Below are 20,751 nucleotides of genomic sequence, written 5' to 3' on the forward strand. Positions count from 1 at the left end.
TCCCCTCTTCGCCAGACGCGAAACCCCCAGGGCCAAGGCCTGCAATGCTAGTAGACACTTGCGTTGCAGGCCTGTTTCCGTCACACTAGCGGATTGAAATTTGGGGTTAACCCGGGGAAAATTTCGGAAATTTCGAGCAGCGCCGCAGGCCTGTTCGACATGGCCGGGTGCCTTCCGGAAAGTCCGAAAGGTGTTTTGGCATGTGGCGTGAAGTGGCGCGGAGACAAGCGTTCAGAGCGGCTTTCTCCACAGCAGCTGTGGCGGTTCGTGCAAGCGTACTGGGGCTGCTGGTTCTTGGCGTCACCGTTTCGGTGCAGGCGCGCATGCCGTCGATTGCACCGCAATCCGCCGTCGTCTCCATCGCTGAATTGCCGCCCCAGGGCCGCGAAACCTACGAGCGCATTCGCGCTGGCGGGACGTTTCGGCATGAGAAAGACGGCAGCGTATTCGGCAACCGGGAGCGCTTGCTGCCACCCCAAACGCGCGGTTATTACCGCGAGTACACGGTGAAGACACCGGGTTCCCGTGACCGGGGCGCCAGACGCATTGTCTGCGGTGGCGCGCCCAAGGCACCGGATCGCTGCTATTACACCAGCGACCACTATGCCAGCTTCCGCGAGATCGTCGATTGACGGCAGCGGGCGCTGGACGCAAACAGCAGGGCGGATGGCTTGCGAGCCGTTCCTGGATTTTTAGACCTTAACGAGAAAGAGCAGCGGAGATGGACACGCCACTTCGTAGTAAAGAGAACGAGGCACCCCTGCGGGGCGTGCGCAGCAATATCGTGCAGTCGATCCGCGCCTTCCGCGTGCCCGACCTGCAGGAAGCAGCTGAAGGTCTCGGCCATCATTTCCTGTACGCCAATCTGGCGGAGGCACAGTCCAAGCAGGATGTGTTGGACATGATTGCCGGACAGTTCACTTTCCCCTCCCATTTCGGGAAGAATTTCGACGCGTTGTACGACTGCATGACGGACCCGTTGCATAAATCGGGCCCGCAACCAGGCTTCCTGGTGGTGCTTGAGCAGATTCCGGCACATGCCAAGTTCGACAAGGAAGCACGCGAGCAGCTGCTCGACATCTTCCGCGAAGCCTCGGATTACTGGGGGGACCGCAAAGTGCCCTTCCGGTGCTTCTATTCTTTTCTGTAGCCCGTTCTGCATCTACCAGCCAAGCAGAACGGGCGAATGAGGCTACGCCAGCGCCAGAGGCCGTCACCGGCATCGCACTGGAAACCGATCCCGCAGAGAAGATGCCGACCGACAAGCTCGTCGACGTGTCGCCCCTGGCGCTGCGTATGAGCAGTCCGTTTAACTCAGGTTACTGGCTCTCAGCCGCCTGAAACTAGGCTCTCCCCCAGGCTTCGCACTTCGTGTCTTCGCCAACCCCCTTCCGGGGGCGGGCCGGCCGCTTCGGGCGGCCGTGCGCAGCGGCCCCTGGGTTTTTACGGCTCGCGCTGCGCGCTTGCCGCGCTTAGCGCCTGGGTTAGCGCTACGTATTCGGCTACCGGCACTTCTTCTGCGCGGCGTTGCACGTCGAAAGTGCCGCTGAACTCTTGCTGTTCCAGCCAGCGCCCTAGCGTGTGGCGCAGCAGTTTGCGGCGTTGGCTGAAGGCCACCTGCACCAATTCACTCAGGTGCGCGACATCGAGTGCGGCCGGCTCGGCATGCGGAAGCATGCGCACCACGGCGCTGTCTACGCGCGGCGGTGGGTCGAAGCTTTCGGGCGGCACGAACAACACGTCTTCCATGGCATAGCGCCACTGCAGCATGACCGACAGGCGCCCGTAGGCGGCTGTCGACGGCCGCGCGACCATGCGGTCTATCACTTCCTTTTGCAGCATGAAATGCTGGTCCTCGATCACGCCTACGTGGTCGAGCAGGTGGAACAGGATGGGTGTGGAGATGTTGTAGGGCAGGTTGCCCACAACTCTCAATTTTGTAGCACCAAGCCCAAGCGCCACCTGGGCAAAGTCCACTTTTAGTACATCAGACTCGATCACGTCGAGCTGCGCGTGGCTGCGCAGCCGCGCCGCCAGGTCGCGGTCCAGCTCGATCACGGTGAGCCGGCCCAGGCGCTCGGCCAAGGGCTGTGTCAATGCGGCCAGGCCCGGCCCGATCTCCACCATCGGCTGCCCCGGCTGCGGCGCAATGGCATCGACGATGGCCTCGATGATGCCCCTGTCGGACAAGAAGTGCTGCCCAAAGCGCTTGCGCGGAATGTGCTTCATACACCACTCCGTCGAGCGCAGCGAAGACCCCAAGGGCCGCTGCGCACGGCCGCCCCCCGGAGGGGGGTTGGCGAAGACACGAAGTGCGTAGCCTGGGGGGAAGTCAGCCTCACTGCGGTGGGTCCCGGAATTCGACGTAGGCGCGGCCGCGGACTTCCTGCGCCCAGGTGGAGTAGGCCTCGTCGAGCTTCTTCTCGCGCGCGTCGTTGCGGGCCATGTCGCGCTGCTCGCGCTGGGTCAGGGTGTGCGACCGGCGCTCGACGAGCTGGATCAGGTGCACGCCAAAGCGCGACACCACCGGCTCGCTGATGTCGCCCGGCGTCAGGCCGGCCAGCGCTTCTTCAAATTCAGGCACGAACTGGCCGGGATTGGCCCAACCCAGGTCGCCGCCATCCTTGGCGCTGCCATCCACCGAATATTCGCGTGCCAGCGACTCGAACGTGGCCTGGCCGGACTGGACGCGCCGCCGGTAGTCGGCCAGGCGCTCGATGGCCTGGGCCTCGGTGAGGTGGGAGCCAGTACGCAGCAGGATGTGGCGCGCGTGGGTCTGGATGACCGAGGTGCCGACACCGCCTTGCACCTTTTCGACCACCTTGAGCACATGGAAGCCCGCCGGCGAGCGGATCGGGCCGACGATGCTGCCAACCGGTTGGTTCTTGACCGCGTCAACGAACAGCGACGGATAGCGGTCTGCGGCGCGCAGGCCCAGCAGGCCGCCGTTGCGGCCTTCGGCGGCATCGGACATCTCGCGCGCAACGGTGGCGAAGTCTTCGCCGGCGCGGGCCCGGTCGGCGGCGCGTTGGGCTTTTTGCTGCAGCGTGGCGACTTCCTGGGGCGTGGCCATCTCGGGCACGATGACCAGCACATGGCCCAGGTTGAGTTCGAGCGCGGTGGTGTCGCTCTTGCCCTGCTGGTCCTGGATGTACTGGTCGACTTCCAGGTCGCTGATCTTCACGCGCGACTCGACCTCGCGCTCGCGCAGGCGCAGCAGCAGCAACTGGTTGCGCAGGTCGTCACGGAAACGCGACAGCGCGATGCCGTCGGCCTGCAGGCGCCGGCGCATTTCGGGCACCTCGACCTGGTTCTGGCGCGCCACGCTCTGCTCGGCCTGGTCGACGGAGGACTCATCCACCTTGATGCCGTTCTCCTTGGCCACTTGCAGCTGCGCCTTCTCGTTGATCATGCGCTCCAGCACCTGGCGCATGAACTGATCGCGCGGCGGCAGCGGCCGGCCCTGCTGGGTGAATTGCTGGGCCGCGCGCTCGGCGCGCTGGCGCACTTCGTTGTTGGTGATCGGCTCGGAGTTGACGACAGCAACGATGTAGTCGGCCTGCTGCGACTCACTGGTGACCGACCCGGAGACACGTGGCACCGTGATGGCGGAGGGCTGCAGGGCGCCAGCGGCGTTGCTGCGCGGCAGCCCCAGGCTGCCGGCGCCGGCCGAGGGACGCAGCCCCTGGGCCAACGCGCCAGTGGCCAGGAGGGCCGCCAGACTGGCAAGCGGCAGGACGTGTACACGTTTCATCATGGCGGTGGAGTTCGCGGGCTGGGCGGGAAGTTACAGGGAAAACAGGAGCGGCCGGCACGCAGGGCCGGCCGGAGGGGGGTCAATCGTAGCGGCTGAAGCGGCTCGGGGTGCTGATCTCCTGGCGCAGGTACTGGTAGCGCGGCACATTGCGCTGCAAGGCCTGCAGGGGATTGGCGCCCACACTGGAGAAGCCGAAGAACTCGACCTGGAACAGGATGCGCTTGGTGGAGGTGGTGGTGCTGCTCTGCAGGCGCTCGAGCACCACGCGGCCGATCCAGCAATCTCCCTCGTACTCGAAGCCGACGACAGAGTCGACGATCGAGCTGTCGAACATGCTGTAGTTGAGGCGGCCGACGGCGTAGACATTGCCCGGTCCCAGGCCGCGGCCCGGCATGCGGTCCATGCTGCGCTTGCCGCCCCACAGGTCGCTGAGCGGCCATTGCCAGCCGATGTCGATCAGCTCGCTGGTGTCGCGTTGCAGGCGGTAGGCCACGCTGACGGTGCGGAAGTCGCCCGGGTTGTAGCGCCCGCCGATGGATGAGGTTTCCGAGCGGCCGGTCTTGGGGTTGTACTGCACGGTGGAGTCAAAGCCCCAGCGCGGCGTCCAGTTGATCGATGCGCCCAGCATCACGTCGCTCAGCCGGTCGGTGGCCGGTGACTCGCCTGGCAAGGTCACGAGCTGGTCGCGGAAGCGCAGGCGCTGCGCGATGCCGAAGCGCGCGGCCTCGGCGCCGGTGTCGGCGTCGATCAGGCGCGTGGTCACGCCGAGCGTGAGCAGGTTGTTGTCAGAGATGCGGTCGTGGCCGACGAAGGCGTTTTCGCTGTAGATCGAGGCGAAGTTGAAGTCGGTGCGCGCGGTGTCGTAGACCGGCAGGTAGTTCTGGTTGACGAAGGGCGTGTAGACGTAGAAGGCACGCGGCTCCAGCGTCTGGATCAGGCTGCGGCCAAACAGCTTGGTATCGCGCTCATAGACCAGGCCGCTGTCCAGGCTCACCGTGGGCACGGTGCGCGAGGCGGTCAAGGCGTTGTTGGAGGCCAGCGCGTACTGGAAGTCGTAGCGGGTCGAGTGCAACTGCACCTTGGGCGTGACGAACCAGCCCGGCGCCACCCAGGGGTGGCTGATCTGCGCCAGGGCGTAGGCGCGGTTGGCATTGGGCTGGCCCGTAAGCGACGGGTCGGAGCTGAACTGCGTGTAGTCGCCTTCGACGGAATAGTCGAAGCCGCCCACGTCCACCTTGTTGTAGCGCGCCACCAGTTGCGGCAGGCGGTCGTACGGCGGAATGATGGGCGAGGTGACGTTCTGCAGCGTCTGCCACGTGAGCGAGCGGGCGGTGACGCTGAAGTCGCCGCGGGCCCAGTTCAGGTTCAGATCGGTGGGCAGCAGGCGCTGGGTCAGCGAGGGTACGGTGCGGGTGAAGTCGCTCCAGTAGTTGTCGTCGCTCACCCGGTTGATGTTCATGTTCAGGCCAAGCGACCCGATGCCAGGGATGCCGGTGTCGATGCTGCCGGAATGCAGCATGGCCAAGCCCCAGCGGTCCCGGTCGCGCAACTTGTCGTTGGGCATGTAGTCGGCCCGGATCTGGCCGCGGTAGTCGTTCTCCAGGTAGCGGAATTCGCCGCCCAGGTCGACCCCGCGCTTGCTCATGACGGTGGGGTAGAGCGTGGCATCGCGGTTGGGCGCGATGTTCCAGTAATAGGGCTGCGTCAGCTCCACGCCGCTCAGGTTGTTGATGCCGAACAGCGGCGGCAGCAGGCCCGATTGGCGCGCATCCGACAGCGGGAAGCTCACCGACGGCAGCTCTGGCGTGCTCAGGCCCTTGAAGCGCACGATGGCGCCCTCGGCCACGCCGGTGGAGTCGCCCTGGTCGATGGTGATCGAGCGCGCGGTGATCATCCAGTCGGGCAGCCAGCTCGGGCCCGGGCGGCGCTCGCAGGTGGTGTAGCTGCCGTTGTGGATCACCATGTGCTCGTCGTCGATGAAGTCCACGCGCTCGGCCACACCGTGCGCGTTGTTCTTCAGGAACAGGTAGCGCGGGCGGGTGAAGAAGCCTTCGAAGGCATCGACGTGCAACTGCAGCTCGGGCCCCTGGAAGATGTCGCCGGCGCGGTTGATGTAGACATCGCCCTGCGCCTTGGCCAGGTCGTCGGGCTGGGTGTACTCGAGCTGGTTGGCACGGATCACCATGTCGCCGCGGCGCAGCTCGGCATTGCCCTTGACGATGGTGTTGAAGTCGGTCTCGCTGACCACGTTGTCGCCGGTGACGAAGCTCGGCAGCAGCTTGCGCTGCGTGGACGGGATTTCCTGGCGCAGCAGCGGGCTGTTGCGCAATGTGGGCGAGGGCTCGGCGGCCGCATCCGCGGCGCTTGCTGCGGCGGTCTGGGCCCACAGGGGCGCGCCCTGCAGCATGGCGGCGGCCAGCAGCGCGAGCGGGGTGGGTTTGAACAGGGTACGCAAGGTACGGCGCCTCGGCCGGGCACCCGGTTGCGTCAGATCATGCATCGGTCGAGGCGTCCATCGGCAGGTGACAGTGCTGGCGTGAGATCCAAGTTGGGGTGCGCTTTGTAGAATGGGGATTATCCATGAGCCTACCCGCCCGCCCCGGCGCGGACCACGCCGCAGCCGCGGCCGTGGCCCCCGACCTCTCTGCCGCCGCCCCTGTGGCGCCCTCCATCGCCTGGGCCGACCCGGCCCGCCATGCGGCTTTCGACGCCTGGCTGGCGGCGCAGGCCGCCGCGCACGGTCTTGTAACAGGCTCGCTGCGCCCGGCCTCGGCGGATGCGAGCTTTCGCCGCTATTTCCGCGTGGACGCGCCCGGCCTGCCCGGCGGCAGCGCCATCGTCATGGACGCCCCGCCGGACAAGGAAGACAACCACGCCTTCGTGCAGGTGGCCGGCCTGATGGCCGGCGCCGGCCTGCGGGCGCCACGCATCCTGGCCTGGGAGCAGCCGCTGGGCTTTTTGCTGCTGGACGACCTGGGCCGGCGCACCATGCTGGAGGTCCTGGACCCCGCGAACCCGCAAAGCGCCCTGCCCTATTACCTGCAGTCCATCGATGCACTGATCGCCTGGCAGCGCGCCTCGCGCCCGGGCCAGTTGCCGGCCTATGACGCGGCGCTGCTGCGGCGCGAGCTGCAGCTGTTTCCCGACTGGTATCTGGCGCAGCACCGGGGCGTGGCAGTGGAAGGCGACATCGCCGCCACGCTGGCAAAGACCTTTGATGTGCTGGTCGAGCACAACCTGGCGGCTGCACCGGTCTACGTCCACCGCGACTTCATGCCGCGCAACCTGATGGTGGACGACACCGATCCGGCCGCAGCGCTGGGCGTGCTCGACTTCCAGGACGCGGTCTACGGCCCCATCACCTACGACATCGCCAGCCTGATGCGCGACGCCTTCCTGAGCTGGGAAGAAGACATGGTGCTGGAGGTGACGGTGCGCTACTGGGAGCAGGCGCGCCGCGCCGGCCTGCCGGTGGACGCGGACTTTGGCGACTTCTACCGCGCGGTCGAGTGGATGGGCCTGCAGCGCCACCTCAAGGTGGCCGGCATCTTCGCGCGGCTGACGCTGCGCGACGGCAAACCCAAGTACCTGGCCGACACGCCGCGTTTCATCGCTTACATCCGCGCGACTGCCGGGCGCTACCGCGAACTACTGCCGCTGCTGCGCCTGGTAGACCGCATCGAAGGCACGACACCCACCGTTGGCTTCGCTTACGGCCGGGTTTAGAAATTTACATAAAAAGTGGCTGTAGCCCTTGTGCAGCAAGGGCTGCTAGCTACAAATACAGTAGCAAATGCCTCGAATCCACTGCCCCGTGCCCCTTGCCACCGGCGCCACCCTGGCGCTGCCGCCCGGCCCGGCGCGGCATGTGCAGGTGCTGCGCTTCCAGCCCGGCGACCCGCTCACGCTGTTCGATGGCCAGGGCGGCGAATACGCGGCCATCGTGCGCAGCATGGGCCGCAGCGAGGTCACGGTAGAGATCGGCGCGCACGACCCGGTCGAGCGCGAGTCACCGCGCGCCCTGCACCTGGCCATGGGCATGCCGGCCAACGAGCGCATGGACTGGCTGGTGGAGAAAGCCACCGAGCTGGGCGCCGCCAGCCTGCAGCCGCTGAGCACCGCGCGCACTGTGCTGCGCCTGTCGGGCGAGCGCGCCGACAAGAAAATTGCCCACTGGCAAGCCGTGGCCGTAGCCGCCTGCGAACAAAGCGGGCGCAACCGCGTGCCGCCGCTGCACCCGGTGCGCACGCTGGCCGACTGGCTGCGCAGCCTGCCCGCCGCGCCGCCCGGCACGCGGCTGCTGCTGTCGCTGCGCGAAGGCGCGCAGCCCCTGACTGCGGACATGCAGCCGCCCGGGCAGGCGCTGACCTTCCTGTCTGGCCCCGAAGGCGGCCTGGCACCCGAGGAAGAAGACGCGGCCCTGGCCGCCGGCTTCTTGCCGGTGCGGCTCGGCGCACCGGTGCTGCGCGCCGAGACCGCGCCGCTGGCAGTGCTGGCACGGCTTGCGCTTTAGTGTCTGCCCCCACGCCCGTTACAGCCTTTCACGTGTTTGCAACCATCCCGCGCACAATGCCCGCTGCACGTCTTACCACTTGAAAGGACAGCATATGGGACTCCTGGATTCAGTCATTTCGGCGTTCGGCGATAAATCTGCGCAACCAGAGCAAGCTCCCGGCGCGGGCGGCCTTGGCGGCCTGGCGGGCCTGGGCGGGCTCGGCGCCCTCGCCGGTGTGCTTGGGCCGTTGTTGTCCTCCTCCAGCAGCCCGGTCGGCGGGCTGTCGGGCCTGGCCGAGAAATTCGGCCAAGCCGGGCTGGGCCACCTGGTGCAGTCCTGGATCGGCAACGGCGCCAACCTGCCGGTGTCCGAAGAGCAGCTGAAAAGCGTGCTGGGCAGCGAGACCATCACCAACCTCGCGGCCAAGGTCGGTATCGACCCGGCGCAACTGCAGTCGCACCTGGCCGAGTACCTGCCGGCGCTGGTCAACCACCTGACCCCCAACGGCGCGCTGCCCGCCCCGGGTGAGGAGGCCCCGGCCGGCGGCCTGCTGGCCAGCCTGGGCAACATGCTGGGCGGGCAGAACAAGCTCGGCTGAGCCACAGCCCCCAGCCGCAGCAGAAAAATCTGCCGCGGCTGGGCGAACACGCATGCGGCCTGGTCAAGAATGGCGCTGTCCCTTGACCAACAAGTCCCGGTGGCGCAATGCAGCCGGGCATATCTGCATGCACATTCTTTCCCGCCACCGTCTGGCCCCGCTCTGCTCTGCCTTGGCGTTGGGCCTTCTGGCTTACTCCCCCGTCACGCGTGCCCAGTCGGCCGTCGCCGCGCCCAGCGCTACGGTGCAGCAGGTGGTACTGGCCGTGCACTCCGCGCCCGCCGTGCGCCAGGTGCTGGATGACCTCAGGGCCGACCATGCCCGCACGGTCGAAGAGTTGCGCACGCTGACGCAGATCCCGGCGCCGCCCTTCAAGGAGCAGAAGCGCGCCGAATACTTCGTGGCGCGGCTGCGCGCGCTGGGCATCAGCGACGCCTATGTCGACAAGGAAGGCAATGCCATCGGCATCCGCAAGGGCATGGGCCAGGGCCCGAAGCTGGTGGTGTCGGCCCACATGGACACGGTGTTCCCCGAAGGCACCGACGTGACCGTGAACGAGCGCGACGGCAAGCTGTACGCGCCCGGCATCTCTGACGACACGCGCGGCCTGACCGTGCTGCTGTCCTGGCTCAAGGCCTTGAACGAGCGCAAGTTGCAGACCGTGGGCGATATCGTCTTCGTCGGCAATGTGGGCGAGGAAGAGCTGGGCAACCTGCGTGGCATGAAGGCGCTGTTTGCGGCCCAGCCCGACATCGACGGCATGGTCGGCCTGGAGCCCGGCGTGGGCGACACCATCCTGAACCAGGGCACCGGCAGCCACCGCTACGACGTCGCCTTCAAGGGCCCCGGCGGCCACAGCTTTGGTGCATTTGGCCAGGTGCCCAGCGCGATCCACGCCATGGGCCGCGCCATCGCCCACATCGGCGACGTGCAGGTGCCGGCCAACCCCAAGACCACCTTTACCGTGGGCAAGGTGGGTGGCGGCACTTCCGTCAACACGATTGCGGGCGATGCCAACATGGCGGTGGACATTCGCTCCAACGCGCTGCCCGAGTTGCTACAGGCCGAGAAAGACATCATGGCCGCCATCCAGCGCGGCGTGGACGAAGAAAACCGCCGCTGGAACGCGCCGGTGAAGATCACCGTCACCTCCACGCTGATTGGCGACCGCCCCGCCGGCAGCACGGCCGCGACCGAGCCCATCGTGCAGGCCGCCGTGGGCGCCGTCACGCTGGCTGGCTGGAAGCCGGGGCTGCGCGCGGCCAGCACCGACGCCAACGTACCCATGGGCCTGGGCATCCCGGCCATCATCCTGGGCAGCGGCGGCAAGACCGGCGGCTTTCACGCGCTGGGCGAGTGGTTCGACCCGACCGATGCCTGGCAGGGCGCGCAGACCAGCCTGACGACGGTGCTGGCGCTGGTGGGCGTGCAGGGCGTGAGCCAGCCGCTATTGGCCAAGCGCGCGCCGCGCTGAGCCGCATAGCTATCTAATTTATAGCTATAAGCCCAGTCCCCGCCTGGGCTAGAGGCACTTTTTATGCTGAAACAGTGCTGTCGACCGGCGCCGCCATGGCGGCAATCACCTCGGCCACCGCTGCGGTGAGCCGGCGCGCATAGGGCACGTGCAGGAACTCATTGGGCCCGTGCGCGTTGCTCTTCGGGCCCAGCACGCCGCAGACCATCATCTGCGCCTTGGGAAAGCCCTGGCTCAGCATGTTCATCAGCGGGATGGTGCCGCCCTGGCCGATATAGCCACAGGACGCGCCGAAGTGCGTCTGGCTGGCGGCATCCAGCGCGCGCGCAAACCAGGGCGCCGTGGTGGGCGCGTTCCAGCCGGTGGCGCCGTTGCCCTGGAAGGTGACCTTGGCCTGGTAGGGCGCGTTGTCTTCCAGCAGCGCCTTCAGCTCTTGCACCGCGCGGTCGGCCTCCACCAGCGGCGGCAGGCGCAGGCTGAGCTTGAAGGCGGTGAAGGGCCGCAGCACATTGCCCGCGTCTTTCAGCGCCGGAAAGCCATCGACGCCGATAACGCTGAGCGCGGGCTTCCAGGTGCGGTTGAGCAGCGCCTCGACCGGGTCGGTGGTGGTGGGCAGCGCGAACTGGGTCGAGCCGGCGCAGTCGTAGTGCGCCCACGGAAAGCGCTTATGGATCTCGTCGCCCAGGATGGCGGCGGTGGCGCGCGCCTGGTCCAGGCGCTCGGCCGGCACCTCGCAATGAAAGCTGGCCGGCAGCAGGCGGCCGGTGGCGCTGTCTTCGAGCCGATCCAACAGGTGGCGCAGGATGCGGAAGGACGAGGGCACCAGGCCCGAGGCATCGCCCGAGTGCACGCCTTCGGTCAGCACCTCGACCTTGAGCGTGCCGCTGGCCACGCCGCGCAGGCTGGTGGTGAGCCAGAGCTGGTCGTAGTTGCCGGCACCTGAATCCATGCAGACCACCAAGCCCACGTTGCCCAGGCGTGCACGCAGTGCGTCCACATAAGGCAGTAGGTCATAGGAGCCGGACTCTTCGCAGGTCTCGATCAGGCCGACGATGCGCGGGTGTGCCACGCCCTGGGCCTTGAGCGCCTGCACCGCGGCGATGGAGGCATAGATGGCGTAGCCGTCATCCGCGCCGCCGCGGCCGTAGAGCTTGCCGTCTTGGTACTTGGGCGTCCAAGGGCCGAGGTCGCTGCGCCAGCCGGTGAATTCAGGTTGCTTGTCGAGGTGGCCGTACATCAGCACGGTGTCGCTCACCTTGGTGCCGGTGGCGGGCACTTCAAAGAAGATCACCGGCGTGCGGCCGGGCAGGCGCACGATCTCGAGTTGCAGGCCTTCGACTTTCTGCGCCTCGACCCACTGCGCGGCATTGCGCAGCACGGTTTCCAGGTAGCCGTGCTGCGCCCAGTCGGCGTCGAAAGCGGGCGACTTGGCCGGAATGGCGATGTAGTCGGTGAGCTGGCGCACGATGTCGCCATCCCATTGGGCAGTGACGTCGTTGCGCAGCCGGGCGCTGTCAAGCAGGCCGGCGGGGATCTCGCGGTGCAGGGGGGCGTTCATCAGGGGGCTCCGTGGAGAAGAAAAAGGGCAGTGCGCAATTCTGCGCCTGCCCTGATTCCCAGGCCAACTGCCGGCCGCGAGGCCCCGCTAGCCGCTTTAGGCCGACTTCAGTGCGCCCTTGCTCGCGCCGTTGAAGCCAAAGGTGATGTCGCCCGAGAGCTGGCCGCCCTCTTCGATCACCAGCTTGCCGTAGCGCACCGTGCCGGTGACGCGGCCGGTGGAATAGATCACCAGCTTGTCGCGCACGGTCAGGGTGCCGTCGAAGGCGCCGTGGATCTCGGCGATGTCGATCTCGGCCGAGCCCTTGAACGCGCCCTGCTCGGCGATGCGGATCACGCGTGAATCCATGGTGGCTTCGACGATGCCCTCGACCACCAAGGTGTCGCAGTCGGTGATCTCCACGCCCTTCAGCTTGATGTTGGGGCCGACGGTGAGCTTGCTGGCGCTCTCCTTGGCGTCGGCCGATACAGCACCGACCGCCGCCGCGGGCGCGCCCGACAGCGAGTTGCCACGCGGGTCGCTGACCGGCGTGCTGCTCAGGGGGGATGAGGAGGAGGAAGAAGAGCCCGAAGACGACGGCAGGGCCATCGACGACGAACCCGCGGGCGGGTTAGGACGGGAGTTCAAAGGTTCAGCCTCTCGTTTGCCAAAGAAGGGGGATTGCAGCGCCATGGGTTCTCCGGAAAAAAACCTATGCTAAAGAGCACTTGCACGCAAAGCTTCCTGTGATTTCGCAAGAGACGTAACGCTATTCATCAGCGCTGCGGCCCAATGGCGGACCTTCTGGCCGGCCCTGCTCCTTGGCGCATGCTACGCCTCTGGTGCCCGGCCCGAAAGCGCTTTATCCGCAGCGCCGCGCATATGGCGATATCGCGCTACCAAATTGGTAGCAAACCCCGATGGCCGGGGCTTGGCGCCGCAGCGCATACCGGAGAAAACCAGGGCCCGCGCCCGGCCCATCGCGATACGCTGCGGATGCATTTCATTACCGCAGCGGGTGCGCGCCCGCGCGACGAGCCTCAGTCTCCGCGCTCGAACTTGAACACCGCCGTGCCCGCACGCACATTCGGCAAGAAGCGCACTTCACGCCCCTCTTGCAGCCCAAAGGCGTCCAGCGTGCGCAGCTGGTTCTTCTGCGCCAGCGCAGCAAAGTCGCGGTAGGTGCCGACACGGATGTTGGGCGTGTCATACCACTGGTAGGGCAGGCGCCGCGTCACCGGCATGCGGCCGCGCAGCACCGACAGGCGATTGGGCCAGTGCGCAAAGTTGGGGAAGGCGACGATGCCGATGCGGCCCACGCGCACGGTTTCGCGCAACATGGTCTCGGCATTGCGCAGATGCTGCAGCGTGTCGAGCTGCAGCACGACATCGAAGGAGCTGTCGTCGAACAGGTCCAGCCCGGCTTCGAGGTTGCGCTGAATCACGTTGACGCCGCGCTGCACGCAGGCCAGCACATTGGCGTCGGCAATCTCGATGCCGTAGCCGGTGCAGCCGCGCTCACGCTGCAGCAGATCCAGCATGGCGCCGTCGCCGCAGCCCAGGTCCAGCACGCGCGAGCCTTCGGGCACGAGTTGCGCGATCAGGCGCATGGTCAGGGAATCGCTCATGGGGCTGTGCCCTCCACGTGGGCCGCAGGCAGGGCGCCCTGGCCCATCACCAGGTCGCGCGCAATGCCATAGAAGTAAGAGCGCACCAGGTCGTGGTAGCGCGCGTCGTCGAGCAAGAAGGCATCGTGGCCGTGCGGCGCGTCGATCTCGGCGTAGCTCACGTCGCGGCGGTTATCCAGCAGGGCACGCACGATCTCGCGGCTGCGCGTCGGCGAGAAACGCCAGTCGGTGGTGAAGCTCACCAGCAGAAAGCGGCAACTGGCGCGCTCCAGCGCACGGGCCAGGTTGCCGCCGTAGGTGCGGGCCGGGTCGAAGTAGTCCAGCGCGCGCGTGATCAACAGATAGGTGTTGGCGTCGAAGTACTCACTGAACTTGTCGGCCTGGTGGCGCAGGTAGCTCTCGATCTGGAACTCGATCTCTTGCGTCGAGTAGCGGTAGGTCTCGGCTTCGATGCTGGCGGCGCCTTCCACCACCGCCTCGGTGGCGCGGCGCAGCTGCCGGCCAAACTTGGCGTTCATCACGTCATCGCTCAGGTAGGTGATGTGACCGACCATGCGCGCAATGCGCAGGCCGCGCTTGGGTATCACGCCCTGCTCATAAAAATGCCCGCCGTGGAAGTCCGGGTCGGTCACGATGGCGCGCCGCGCCACCTCGTTGAAGGCGATGTTCTCGGCGTTCAGGTTGGGCGCGCTGGCCACCACCACCGCATGGCGCACGCGCTGCGGGTGCTGCAGCGTCCACGACAGCGCCTGCATGCCGCCCAGGCTGCCGCCCATGACGGCGGCCAGCGTGCCGATGCCCAGCGCATCCAGCAGCCGGGCCTGCGCATTGACCCAGTCCTCCACCGTGACCACGGGGAAGTCCGCGCCCCAGACCCGGCCCGTGGCCGGGTTCACATCCGCCGGCCCGGTCGAGCCAAAGCAGGAGCCCAGGTTGTTTACGCCAATGACAAAGAAGCGGTCGGTATCTACCGGTTTGCCCGGCCCCACCATGTTGTCCCACCAGCCTTCGGAGCGCTCCTGGCCGGCATACACGCCGGCTACGTGGTGCGAGGCATTGAGCGCATGGCAGATCAACACCGCGTTGGAGCGGTCGGCGTTCAAGGTGCCGTAGGTCTCGTAGGCCAGCGTGTAGTCGGCCAGCACAGCACCGCTCTGCAGCGACAGCGGCGCGGCGAAATGCAGGGACTGGGGTGTAGCGAGAAACGACATGAAAAAACCCGGCATCGCTGAAAACGAGGCCGGGCGTCGGGGGATGTCTGTCGCGTCGGTCTGTCTTTAGCTGTATTTGTTAAGCGCCCGCAAGCTGGAGCAAATCGGCGCGTCGGACCAGTATAGCAAGGCACTTGCGAACGCCTCTCAGGTGAAACGCCCTCGCAGCGCCCACCACATCACTGGCGCGATTTTTGCTTCATTTTGGTGCGAAAGAGCAAAAAACGGTGCGATTCAACCAAACAAGCACCACAACAAGGCAAAAACCCATCCAGAGGATTTATGGAAGCACTCAAACAGGGCGCTGACGTCCTGTTCATTCTGCTTGGCGGCATCATGGTGCTGGCAATGCACGCGGGATTCGCGTTTCTTGAACTCGGCACCGTTCGCAAGAAGAACCAGGTCAATGCACTGGTCAAGATACTGGTGGACTTCAGCGTCTCCACCATCGTCTATTTCGCCGTCGGCTATGGCGTCGCCTACGGCACGCACTTCTTTATAGGGGCGCAGGAACTGACGCAGCGCAACGGCTATGAGCTGGTGAAGTTCTTCTTCCTGCTGACCTTCGCCGCGGCCATCCCGGCCGTCATCTCCGGTGGCATTGCCGAACGCGCGCGCTTCTGGCCACAACTGCTGGCCACGGCCGTCATCGTCGGCTTCATCTACCCCTTCTTCGAGGGCATCGTCTGGAACCGGCACTTCGGCGTGCAGGACTGGATCGCCCGCACCACGGGCGCGGATTTCCACGACTTCGCCGGCTCCATCGTCGTGCATGCGGTCGGCGGCTGGCTGGCGCTTCCGGCCGTGCTGCTGCTGGGCGCGCGCAGCAACCGCTACCGCAAGGACGGCGCCATCAGTGCGCACCCGCCTTCTAATATCCCGTTCCTGGCGCTGGGCGCCTGGATATTGACCGTGGGCTGGTTCGGCTTCAATGTGATGAGCGCCCAGACCATCGACAAGGTCTCGGGCCTGGTCGCAGTCAATTCGCTGATGGCCATGGCTGGCGGCACGCTTGCTGCGCTGGCCTTCGGCCGCAACGACCCGGGCTTTGTCCACAACGGCCCGCTGGCCGGCCTGGTGGCGATCTGCGCCGGCTCTGATTTGATGCACCCGCTGGGCGCACTGGCCACCGGTCTGGTGGCCGGCGCCCTGTTTGTGGTGCTTTTCACACGCACCCAGAACCGCTGGAAGATAGACGACGTGCTGGGCGTCTGGCCCTTGCACGGCCTGTGCGGCGTCTGGGGCGGCATCGCCGCCGGCATCTTTGGTCAGCAGATATTCGGTGGCCTGGGCGGCGTGAGCCTGCTGGCCCAATGTATGGGCACACTACTCGGCGTCGCCTGGGCGCTGCTGGGTGGCACCGTGGTCTACGGTGTACTAAAGCTGTCGCTGGGCATCCGGCTGAGCCCCGAGGAAGAGTTCGACGGCGCCGATTTGTCCGTCCACCGCATCAGCGCCACCCCCGAGCGCGAAGCCAATTGGTAACAAGAAAACCTCTTGACTCCGTGAAAACCCCTGCGCACGAAGGTCCGTCAGGTGTCTCATAACGCGTGATATCGCGCATAATGACCGCGCGCGGGTCCTTTTGGGCTCTGCGTTTTTGCGGTGTATGGTCAGTTTCGCGTCTTTGAAGTCGTCATTGGTTTGCTGATTGCGTGGCCCAGACTCCATCGCGTCTTGTTTTTTTGAGGAGTCCCAAGATGGGCAACAAACTTTATGTGGGCAACCTGCCCTATACCTTCCGTGACGAAGATCTGCAACAGACCTTCAGCCAATACGGTGCTGTCACCAGCGCCAAGGTCATGATGGAACGCGACACTGGCCGCTCCAAGGGCTTCGGCTTTGTCGAAATGAGCAACGACGCGGAAGCGCAGTCGGCCATCACCGGCACCAATGGCCAAGCCTTCGGCGGCCGTAACCTCGTCGTGAACGAAGCACGTCCGATGGAACCCCGTCCCCCACGTTCGGGTGGCGGCGGCGGCTACGGTGGTGGTGGCGGCGGTGGTGGTTACGGCGGCGGTGGTGGTGGCGGCGGTTACGGCGGTGGCCGTAGCGGCGGCGGCGGTGGTTACGGCGGTGGCAACAGCGGCGGCGGCTACGGCGGTCGCGGCGGCTACTGATCCAGCGCACTGCGCACGCACCATGAAAGGGCCTTCGGGCCCTTTTTTCATGGGCGTCGAATTAGCAGTATTTGAGCGAAAGAATGCTTGCTTTTTTTTCGAACTTATGGGCCATAATGCAATCGCAGGGCCTGAAAATCCATGCCAGTTTGCGGTGATGCGTCGGTTTCGCGTGGTCGGTGTTGATTGCGTTCTCGGGACTCCATCGCTTTATCCATGTTTTTGAGGAGTCCCGTAATGGGCAACAAACTCTACGTTGGCAACCTGCCTTACTCCGTACGCGACAGCGATCTGGAACAGGCCTTCGGCCAATTTGGCGCCGTCACCAGCGCCAAGGTCATGATGGAGCGCGACACCGGCCGCTCCAAAGGCTTTGGTTTTGTCGAGATGGGCAGCGATGAAGAAGCCCAGGCTGCCGTCAATGGCATGAACGGCCAGCCACTTGGCGGCCGCAGCGTCGTGGTCAACGAAGCCCGTCCCATGGAAGCACGCCCCCCGCGCAGCGGTGGCTACGGCGGCGGTGGTGGTGGCGGCTACGGCGGTGGAGGCGGCGGTGGTGGATATGGCGGCGGCGGCGGCGGTGGTGCTGGTGGCCGTAGCGGCGGTGGCGGCGGCTATGGTGGTCGCGGCGGCGGCGGTGGTGGTGGTGGCGGCGACGGTGGTTTCCGCAGTCCCTACGGCTCCGGTCCGCGTGGCGGCCGCAACAGCGGTGGCGGCGGTGGTGGTGGATACGGCGGCGGCGGCAACGGCGGCTACTGAGCACCCACTCCCAACAACAAGAAAGGCCCTGCGGGGCCTTTTTTGCTGCCTGCGCGTTTGGCTGCTTAGTGCGGCGCGTCTTCGCTGCGCCGATGCTTGCGCGGGCGTCCCGCCAGCAGGCGGTCGAACAAGCCATTGGGCAGGAGCCGCAGCAGCTTGGCCACGATGCCCATCTGCCAGGGAATGACACGGTAGCTGCTGCCCGCCGCGATGGCCGCAAAAGCCTGGTCGGCAAAGGCCTCGGGCGTCATCAGGAAGGGCATGGAGTAACGGTTCTCCCGCGTGAGCGGCGTGTCGATGTAGCCCGGGCACAGCGTGGTGACCCGCACCCCCGTGCCGCGCAACTCGCCGCGCAGGCTTTCGCAGTAGGCGATGACGGCCGCCTTGCTGGCGCAATAAGCGCCATGGCCTGGCAGGCCGCGGATGCCGGCGACGCTGCCGATGCCCACCAAGCGGCCGGGCCGGCCTTGCTGCTTGGCGCGCTGCACCATGGCCGTGATGAATGGATGGAAGGTCGCTGCCAGACCCACGTTGTTGGTGGCCAGGGTCTGGGCCAGCACTTCCAGGTCTGAGCGCTCGGCGGTGTCGATACCGACGCTGATGCCGGCGTTAGCAATGACCACGTCGGGCACTCCCTGCTCGGCCAGGCAGGCACGACCGGCGGCGACGATGCTGTCGATGTCTGCCACGTCGGCACTATAAATTTTATAGCTATCAGCCGGCACCCCTGCTGCGTTTGCCCAGGATTCCATCTCTGATACCCGGCGTGCGGCCAGTGCCAGGCGGAAGCCGGCCTGGTGGTAGCGCGCGGCCAGCGCCTGGCCTATGCCACTGGACGCACCGGTGATGAAAACAAGCGGAGCGGCCATGGTGCTTATCTCTTGAGACGCCGGGTCAGCGCTTGGGGGTTGGTGCAGGCGCCGGGCTTGGCACGAGCACGCCGCGCACCCGGCCGTGCAGGTTCATGATCTGGCTCATGTTGTCGTAGTCCATACGGTCGCCAGTGAAACGGTCGTCGCCACGGGTCAGGACCACGGGCTTGTTGGAGAGCATGCGCTCGGTCTGGGTGTTGGCATGCAGGAACTCGCCACGGAACTCCATCTTGGGCACTGGCCGGCCCGCCTTGTCGACGGTGGGCGCGCGCGTGACGATGGCGTTGCCGAACAGCTGGACCTCGGTGCCGTCGCCATTGCTCAGGCCCTGGTTGGCGGTGGCTGTGATCAGGTTGCCGTCTTCGCTGATGGAGCGGATGCGCGGCTTGTCGATTTCCAGCGTGTCGTTGTCAGGGTAATGGCGCCCCTCGACGCCGAATATCTCGCTGCGGAGCCTGCCGTTGACGTCGAAGTTGCGCACCGCGAAATCGCGCATGAAGTAGTCGGACTCGTGCCGCACCGGTTGCGCCACCTCGGGCGCCGCAGGCGGCGGCGTGCTGCGCACCAGCCAGTAGCTGCCCAGGGCCAGCACGCCCATCACCGCGATCGGCAGGTAGATGGACAGGCGATCGGCCGCCAGTTGCAGCGTGGCCTTCGGGCCTGGGATGCGAAAGCTGCTCACCGGGCGTAGTCCTGCAGCAGCGCGTCGTAGCGGCCGGTTGCGACCAGCAGCAAATCGCAGCATTCGCGCACCGCGCCATGGCCGGCCGGGGCGGTCGTCACGTGATGCGCAACGGCGGCGACTTCGGCATGTGCCTCCTTTGGCGCGCAGGCGAAAGCGGCGCGGCGCAGCAGCGGCAGGTCGGGCCAGTCGTCACCCATGGCGGCGGCCTGGTGCCAGCCCAGGCCAAGCGCGGCCAGCGTGGCTTCGGCGGCAGGGCGTTTGTCTTCGGTGCCGAAGTGCGTGTGCGTGATGCCCAACGCGGCCAGGCGCGCGCGCAGCGGCCGCGAATCGCGGCCGGTGACGATGGCCGGCTCTATGCCGGCGCGCTGCAGCAGCTTCAGGCCATGGCCGTCGAGCGTGTTGAAGCGCTTGATGGTTTCGCTGCCCATGCGCGGATCGGGCTCCGGGTATTCGGTGAAGTACAGGCCGCCATCGGTCAGCACGCCGTCCACATCGAAGAAGGCCACGCGCACGTCCTGCGCGCGCAGCAGCAGCTCGGGGGCCCAGCGCAGCACGGGCGCGAGTGGTGGCAAGGGACTCATATCACCTTCGCCCGCATCAGGTCGCCAATATGGGCGATGCCAACCAGCACACCGGCTTCGTCTGCGACCAGCACGCTGGTGATGCGGTGCTCTTCCATGCGCTCGGCGGCATCGACGGCAAGCGCGGTCGGTGCGATGGTGCGCGGCTGGCGGTGCATGACCTGTTCGGCCGTGAGAGCGCGCAGGTCGGTGCCGGTTTCCACCAGGCGGCGCAGGTCGCCATCCGTGAAAACGCCGAGCACGCGGCGCCCGGCGTCGAGCACCACGGCTGCGCCCAGGCCCTTGGCGCTCATCTCGCGCATCAGGTCGCCCAGCGAGGTGCCGGGCGCCACGGTGGGCAAGGCATCGCCGGTGCGCATGATGTCTGCCACATGGGTGAGCAGCTTGCGGCCGAGCGCACCGCCGGGGTGCGAGCGGGCGAAGTCTTCGGCACGGAAACCGCGCGCATCCAGCAGCGCCACTGCCAGTGCGTCGCCCAGTGCCATTTGCGCCGTGGTGCTGGCGGTGGGAGCCAGGTTGAGCGGGCAGGCTTCTTTCTCGACGCCGCTGTCGAGCACGATGTCGGCATGCCGCGCCAGCGTGGACTGGGCGCCACCGGTCATGGCGATCAAGGTCGTGCCCATGCGCCGCACCACAGGCAGTACGCCGGCAAGCTCGGCCACTTCACCGCTGTTGGAGATGGCCAGCACCACGTCCTCGGCGGTGATCATGCCCAGGTCGCCATGGTTGGCTTCTGCCGGGTGCACGAACATGGCCGGGGTGCCGGTGGAGGCGAAGGTGGCGGCGATCTTGCGGCCGACATGGCCGCTCTTGCCCATGCCCATCACCACGACGCGGCCACGGCAGGCCAGCAGCGCGCGCATCGCTTGCAGAAAAGGGTCGCCGAGCCGGGCCCTCAGGCCCAGGACGGCGGCGGCCTCGATATCCAGCGTTTCACGGGCCAGGCGCAGGGCTGCTGCGTCATCGAACGCGGGGAGGGCGGGGGCGGCGGTCATCGCGGAATTCTATCTAGCGGCCCGATGTGGCCTGGTGGG

The 20,751-nt window shown here is 66.5% G+C and carries 19 protein-coding genes and 1 pseudogene; 9 read left to right on the top strand and 11 right to left on the bottom strand.

Going from position 1 to position 20,751, the window contains the following annotated elements:
• Positions 1–200 precede the first annotated feature (200 nt).
• Positions 201–632, top strand: a complete 432-nt coding sequence (locus AAFF27_27035) for a ribonuclease domain-containing protein (GenBank protein XAH23582.1) — start codon at positions 201–203, stop codon at positions 630–632.
• 89 nt (positions 633–721) lie between these two features.
• A complete protein-coding gene (locus tag AAFF27_27040) occupies positions 722–1,150 on the top strand; it encodes a barstar family protein (GenBank protein ID XAH23583.1) in 429 nt (142 codons plus the stop codon).
• Between the two features lie 293 nt (positions 1,151–1,443).
• Here AAFF27_27040 and rsmA read toward each other — a convergent pair whose 3' ends face one another.
• The 3 genes from rsmA to AAFF27_27055 all read right to left on the bottom strand — a co-directional run bounded on the left by rsmA (position 1,444) and on the right by AAFF27_27055 (position 6,164).
• On the bottom strand, positions 1,444–2,229 hold the full coding sequence (gene rsmA / locus AAFF27_27045; protein XAH23584.1) for a 16S rRNA (adenine(1518)-N(6)/adenine(1519)-N(6))-dimethyltransferase RsmA: 786 nt from the start codon (positions 2,227–2,229) through the stop codon (positions 1,444–1,446).
• 109 nt (positions 2,230–2,338) lie between these two features.
• Positions 2,339–3,757, bottom strand: coding sequence for a peptidylprolyl isomerase (locus AAFF27_27050; protein ID XAH23585.1), 1,419 nt, complete (start codon positions 3,755–3,757; stop codon positions 2,339–2,341).
• Positions 3,758–3,836: 79 nt separating this feature from the next.
• Positions 3,837–6,164 carry an LPS-assembly protein LptD gene (locus tag AAFF27_27055; protein ID XAH26342.1) on the bottom strand — a complete coding sequence of 776 codons (2,328 nt, stop codon included), beginning with the start codon at positions 6,162–6,164 and terminating at the stop codon, positions 3,837–3,839.
• Positions 6,165–6,337: 173 nt separating this feature from the next.
• On the opposite strand from AAFF27_27055, the gene AAFF27_27060 reads away from it, so the two are divergent.
• The 4 genes from AAFF27_27060 (at position 6,338) to AAFF27_27075 (ending at position 10,324) form a co-directional block, all read left to right on the top strand.
• Positions 6,338–7,483: a phosphotransferase gene (locus tag AAFF27_27060; protein ID XAH23586.1), complete on the top strand. Its 1,146-nt coding sequence runs from the start codon at positions 6,338–6,340 to the stop codon at positions 7,481–7,483.
• 67 nt (positions 7,484–7,550) lie between these two features.
• Entirely contained in the window at positions 7,551–8,270 is a 720-nt protein-coding gene (locus AAFF27_27065) for a 16S rRNA (uracil(1498)-N(3))-methyltransferase (protein ID XAH23587.1), read from the top strand.
• A 94-nt stretch (positions 8,271–8,364) separates the two neighbouring features.
• A complete protein-coding gene (locus AAFF27_27070; GenBank protein ID XAH23588.1) occupies positions 8,365–8,850 on the top strand; it encodes a YidB family protein in 486 nt (161 codons plus the stop codon).
• A 127-nt stretch (positions 8,851–8,977) separates the two neighbouring features.
• Positions 8,978–10,324, top strand: a complete 1,347-nt coding sequence (locus AAFF27_27075) for a M20/M25/M40 family metallo-hydrolase (GenBank protein ID XAH23589.1) — start codon at positions 8,978–8,980, stop codon at positions 10,322–10,324.
• A gap of 61 nt (positions 10,325–10,385) precedes the next feature.
• Here AAFF27_27075 and AAFF27_27080 read toward each other — a convergent pair whose 3' ends face one another.
• From AAFF27_27080 to AAFF27_27095, 4 genes are all read right to left on the bottom strand, one after another.
• On the bottom strand, positions 10,386–11,882 hold the full coding sequence (locus tag AAFF27_27080; protein ID XAH23590.1) for a M20 family metallopeptidase: 1,497 nt from the start codon (positions 11,880–11,882) through the stop codon (positions 10,386–10,388).
• Between the two features lie 96 nt (positions 11,883–11,978).
• Positions 11,979–12,554 (bottom strand): polymer-forming cytoskeletal protein, encoded by a 576-nt coding sequence (locus AAFF27_27085; protein XAH23591.1) that lies wholly within the window; start codon positions 12,552–12,554, stop codon positions 11,979–11,981.
• A 347-nt stretch (positions 12,555–12,901) separates the two neighbouring features.
• A complete protein-coding gene (gene metW, locus AAFF27_27090) occupies positions 12,902–13,489 on the bottom strand; it encodes a methionine biosynthesis protein MetW (protein ID XAH23592.1) in 588 nt (195 codons plus the stop codon).
• Complete coding sequence (locus AAFF27_27095) at positions 13,486–14,700, bottom strand: homoserine O-acetyltransferase (GenBank protein XAH23593.1); 1,215 nt, start codon at positions 14,698–14,700, stop codon at positions 13,486–13,488. Before AAFF27_27095 ends, metW begins: the two co-directional genes overlap by 4 nt.
• A gap of 282 nt (positions 14,701–14,982) precedes the next feature.
• Between AAFF27_27095 and AAFF27_27100 the strand changes: the two genes are divergently transcribed.
• The 3 genes and pseudogenes from AAFF27_27100 to AAFF27_27110 all read left to right on the top strand — a co-directional run bounded on the left by AAFF27_27100 (position 14,983) and on the right by AAFF27_27110 (position 17,579).
• A complete protein-coding gene (locus tag AAFF27_27100) occupies positions 14,983–16,185 on the top strand; it encodes an ammonium transporter (GenBank protein XAH23594.1) in 1,203 nt (400 codons plus the stop codon).
• Between the two features lie 215 nt (positions 16,186–16,400).
• Positions 16,401–16,811, top strand: a pseudogene (locus AAFF27_27105) (RNA-binding protein).
• Between the two features lie 246 nt (positions 16,812–17,057).
• Positions 17,058–17,579: an RNA-binding protein gene (locus AAFF27_27110; GenBank protein ID XAH23595.1), complete on the top strand. Its 522-nt coding sequence runs from the start codon at positions 17,058–17,060 to the stop codon at positions 17,577–17,579.
• A 65-nt stretch (positions 17,580–17,644) separates the two neighbouring features.
• Here the strand turns inward: AAFF27_27110 and AAFF27_27115 are convergent, their stop codons facing one another.
• From AAFF27_27115 to AAFF27_27130, 4 genes are read right to left on the bottom strand one after another with little or no spacing between them, the layout of a single operon-like run.
• Positions 17,645–18,448 (bottom strand): SDR family oxidoreductase, encoded by an 804-nt coding sequence (locus AAFF27_27115; GenBank protein XAH23596.1) that lies wholly within the window; start codon positions 18,446–18,448, stop codon positions 17,645–17,647.
• Between the two features lie 25 nt (positions 18,449–18,473).
• Positions 18,474–19,133 carry an LPS export ABC transporter periplasmic protein LptC gene (lptC, locus tag AAFF27_27120; protein XAH23597.1) on the bottom strand — a complete coding sequence of 220 codons (660 nt, stop codon included), beginning with the start codon at positions 19,131–19,133 and terminating at the stop codon, positions 18,474–18,476.
• Entirely contained in the window at positions 19,130–19,717 is a 588-nt protein-coding gene (locus tag AAFF27_27125) for an HAD hydrolase family protein (protein XAH23598.1), read from the bottom strand. The genes lptC and AAFF27_27125 overlap by 4 nt, the downstream gene beginning before the upstream one ends.
• Positions 19,714–20,712, bottom strand: coding sequence for a KpsF/GutQ family sugar-phosphate isomerase (locus AAFF27_27130; protein ID XAH23599.1), 999 nt, complete (start codon positions 20,710–20,712; stop codon positions 19,714–19,716). The genes AAFF27_27125 and AAFF27_27130 overlap by 4 nt, the downstream gene beginning before the upstream one ends.
• Positions 20,713–20,751 lie beyond the last annotated feature (39 nt).

This window comes from Xylophilus sp. GW821-FHT01B05, from assembly GCA_038961845.1.
Lineage (GTDB): Bacteria > Pseudomonadota > Gammaproteobacteria > Burkholderiales > Burkholderiaceae_C > Xylophilus.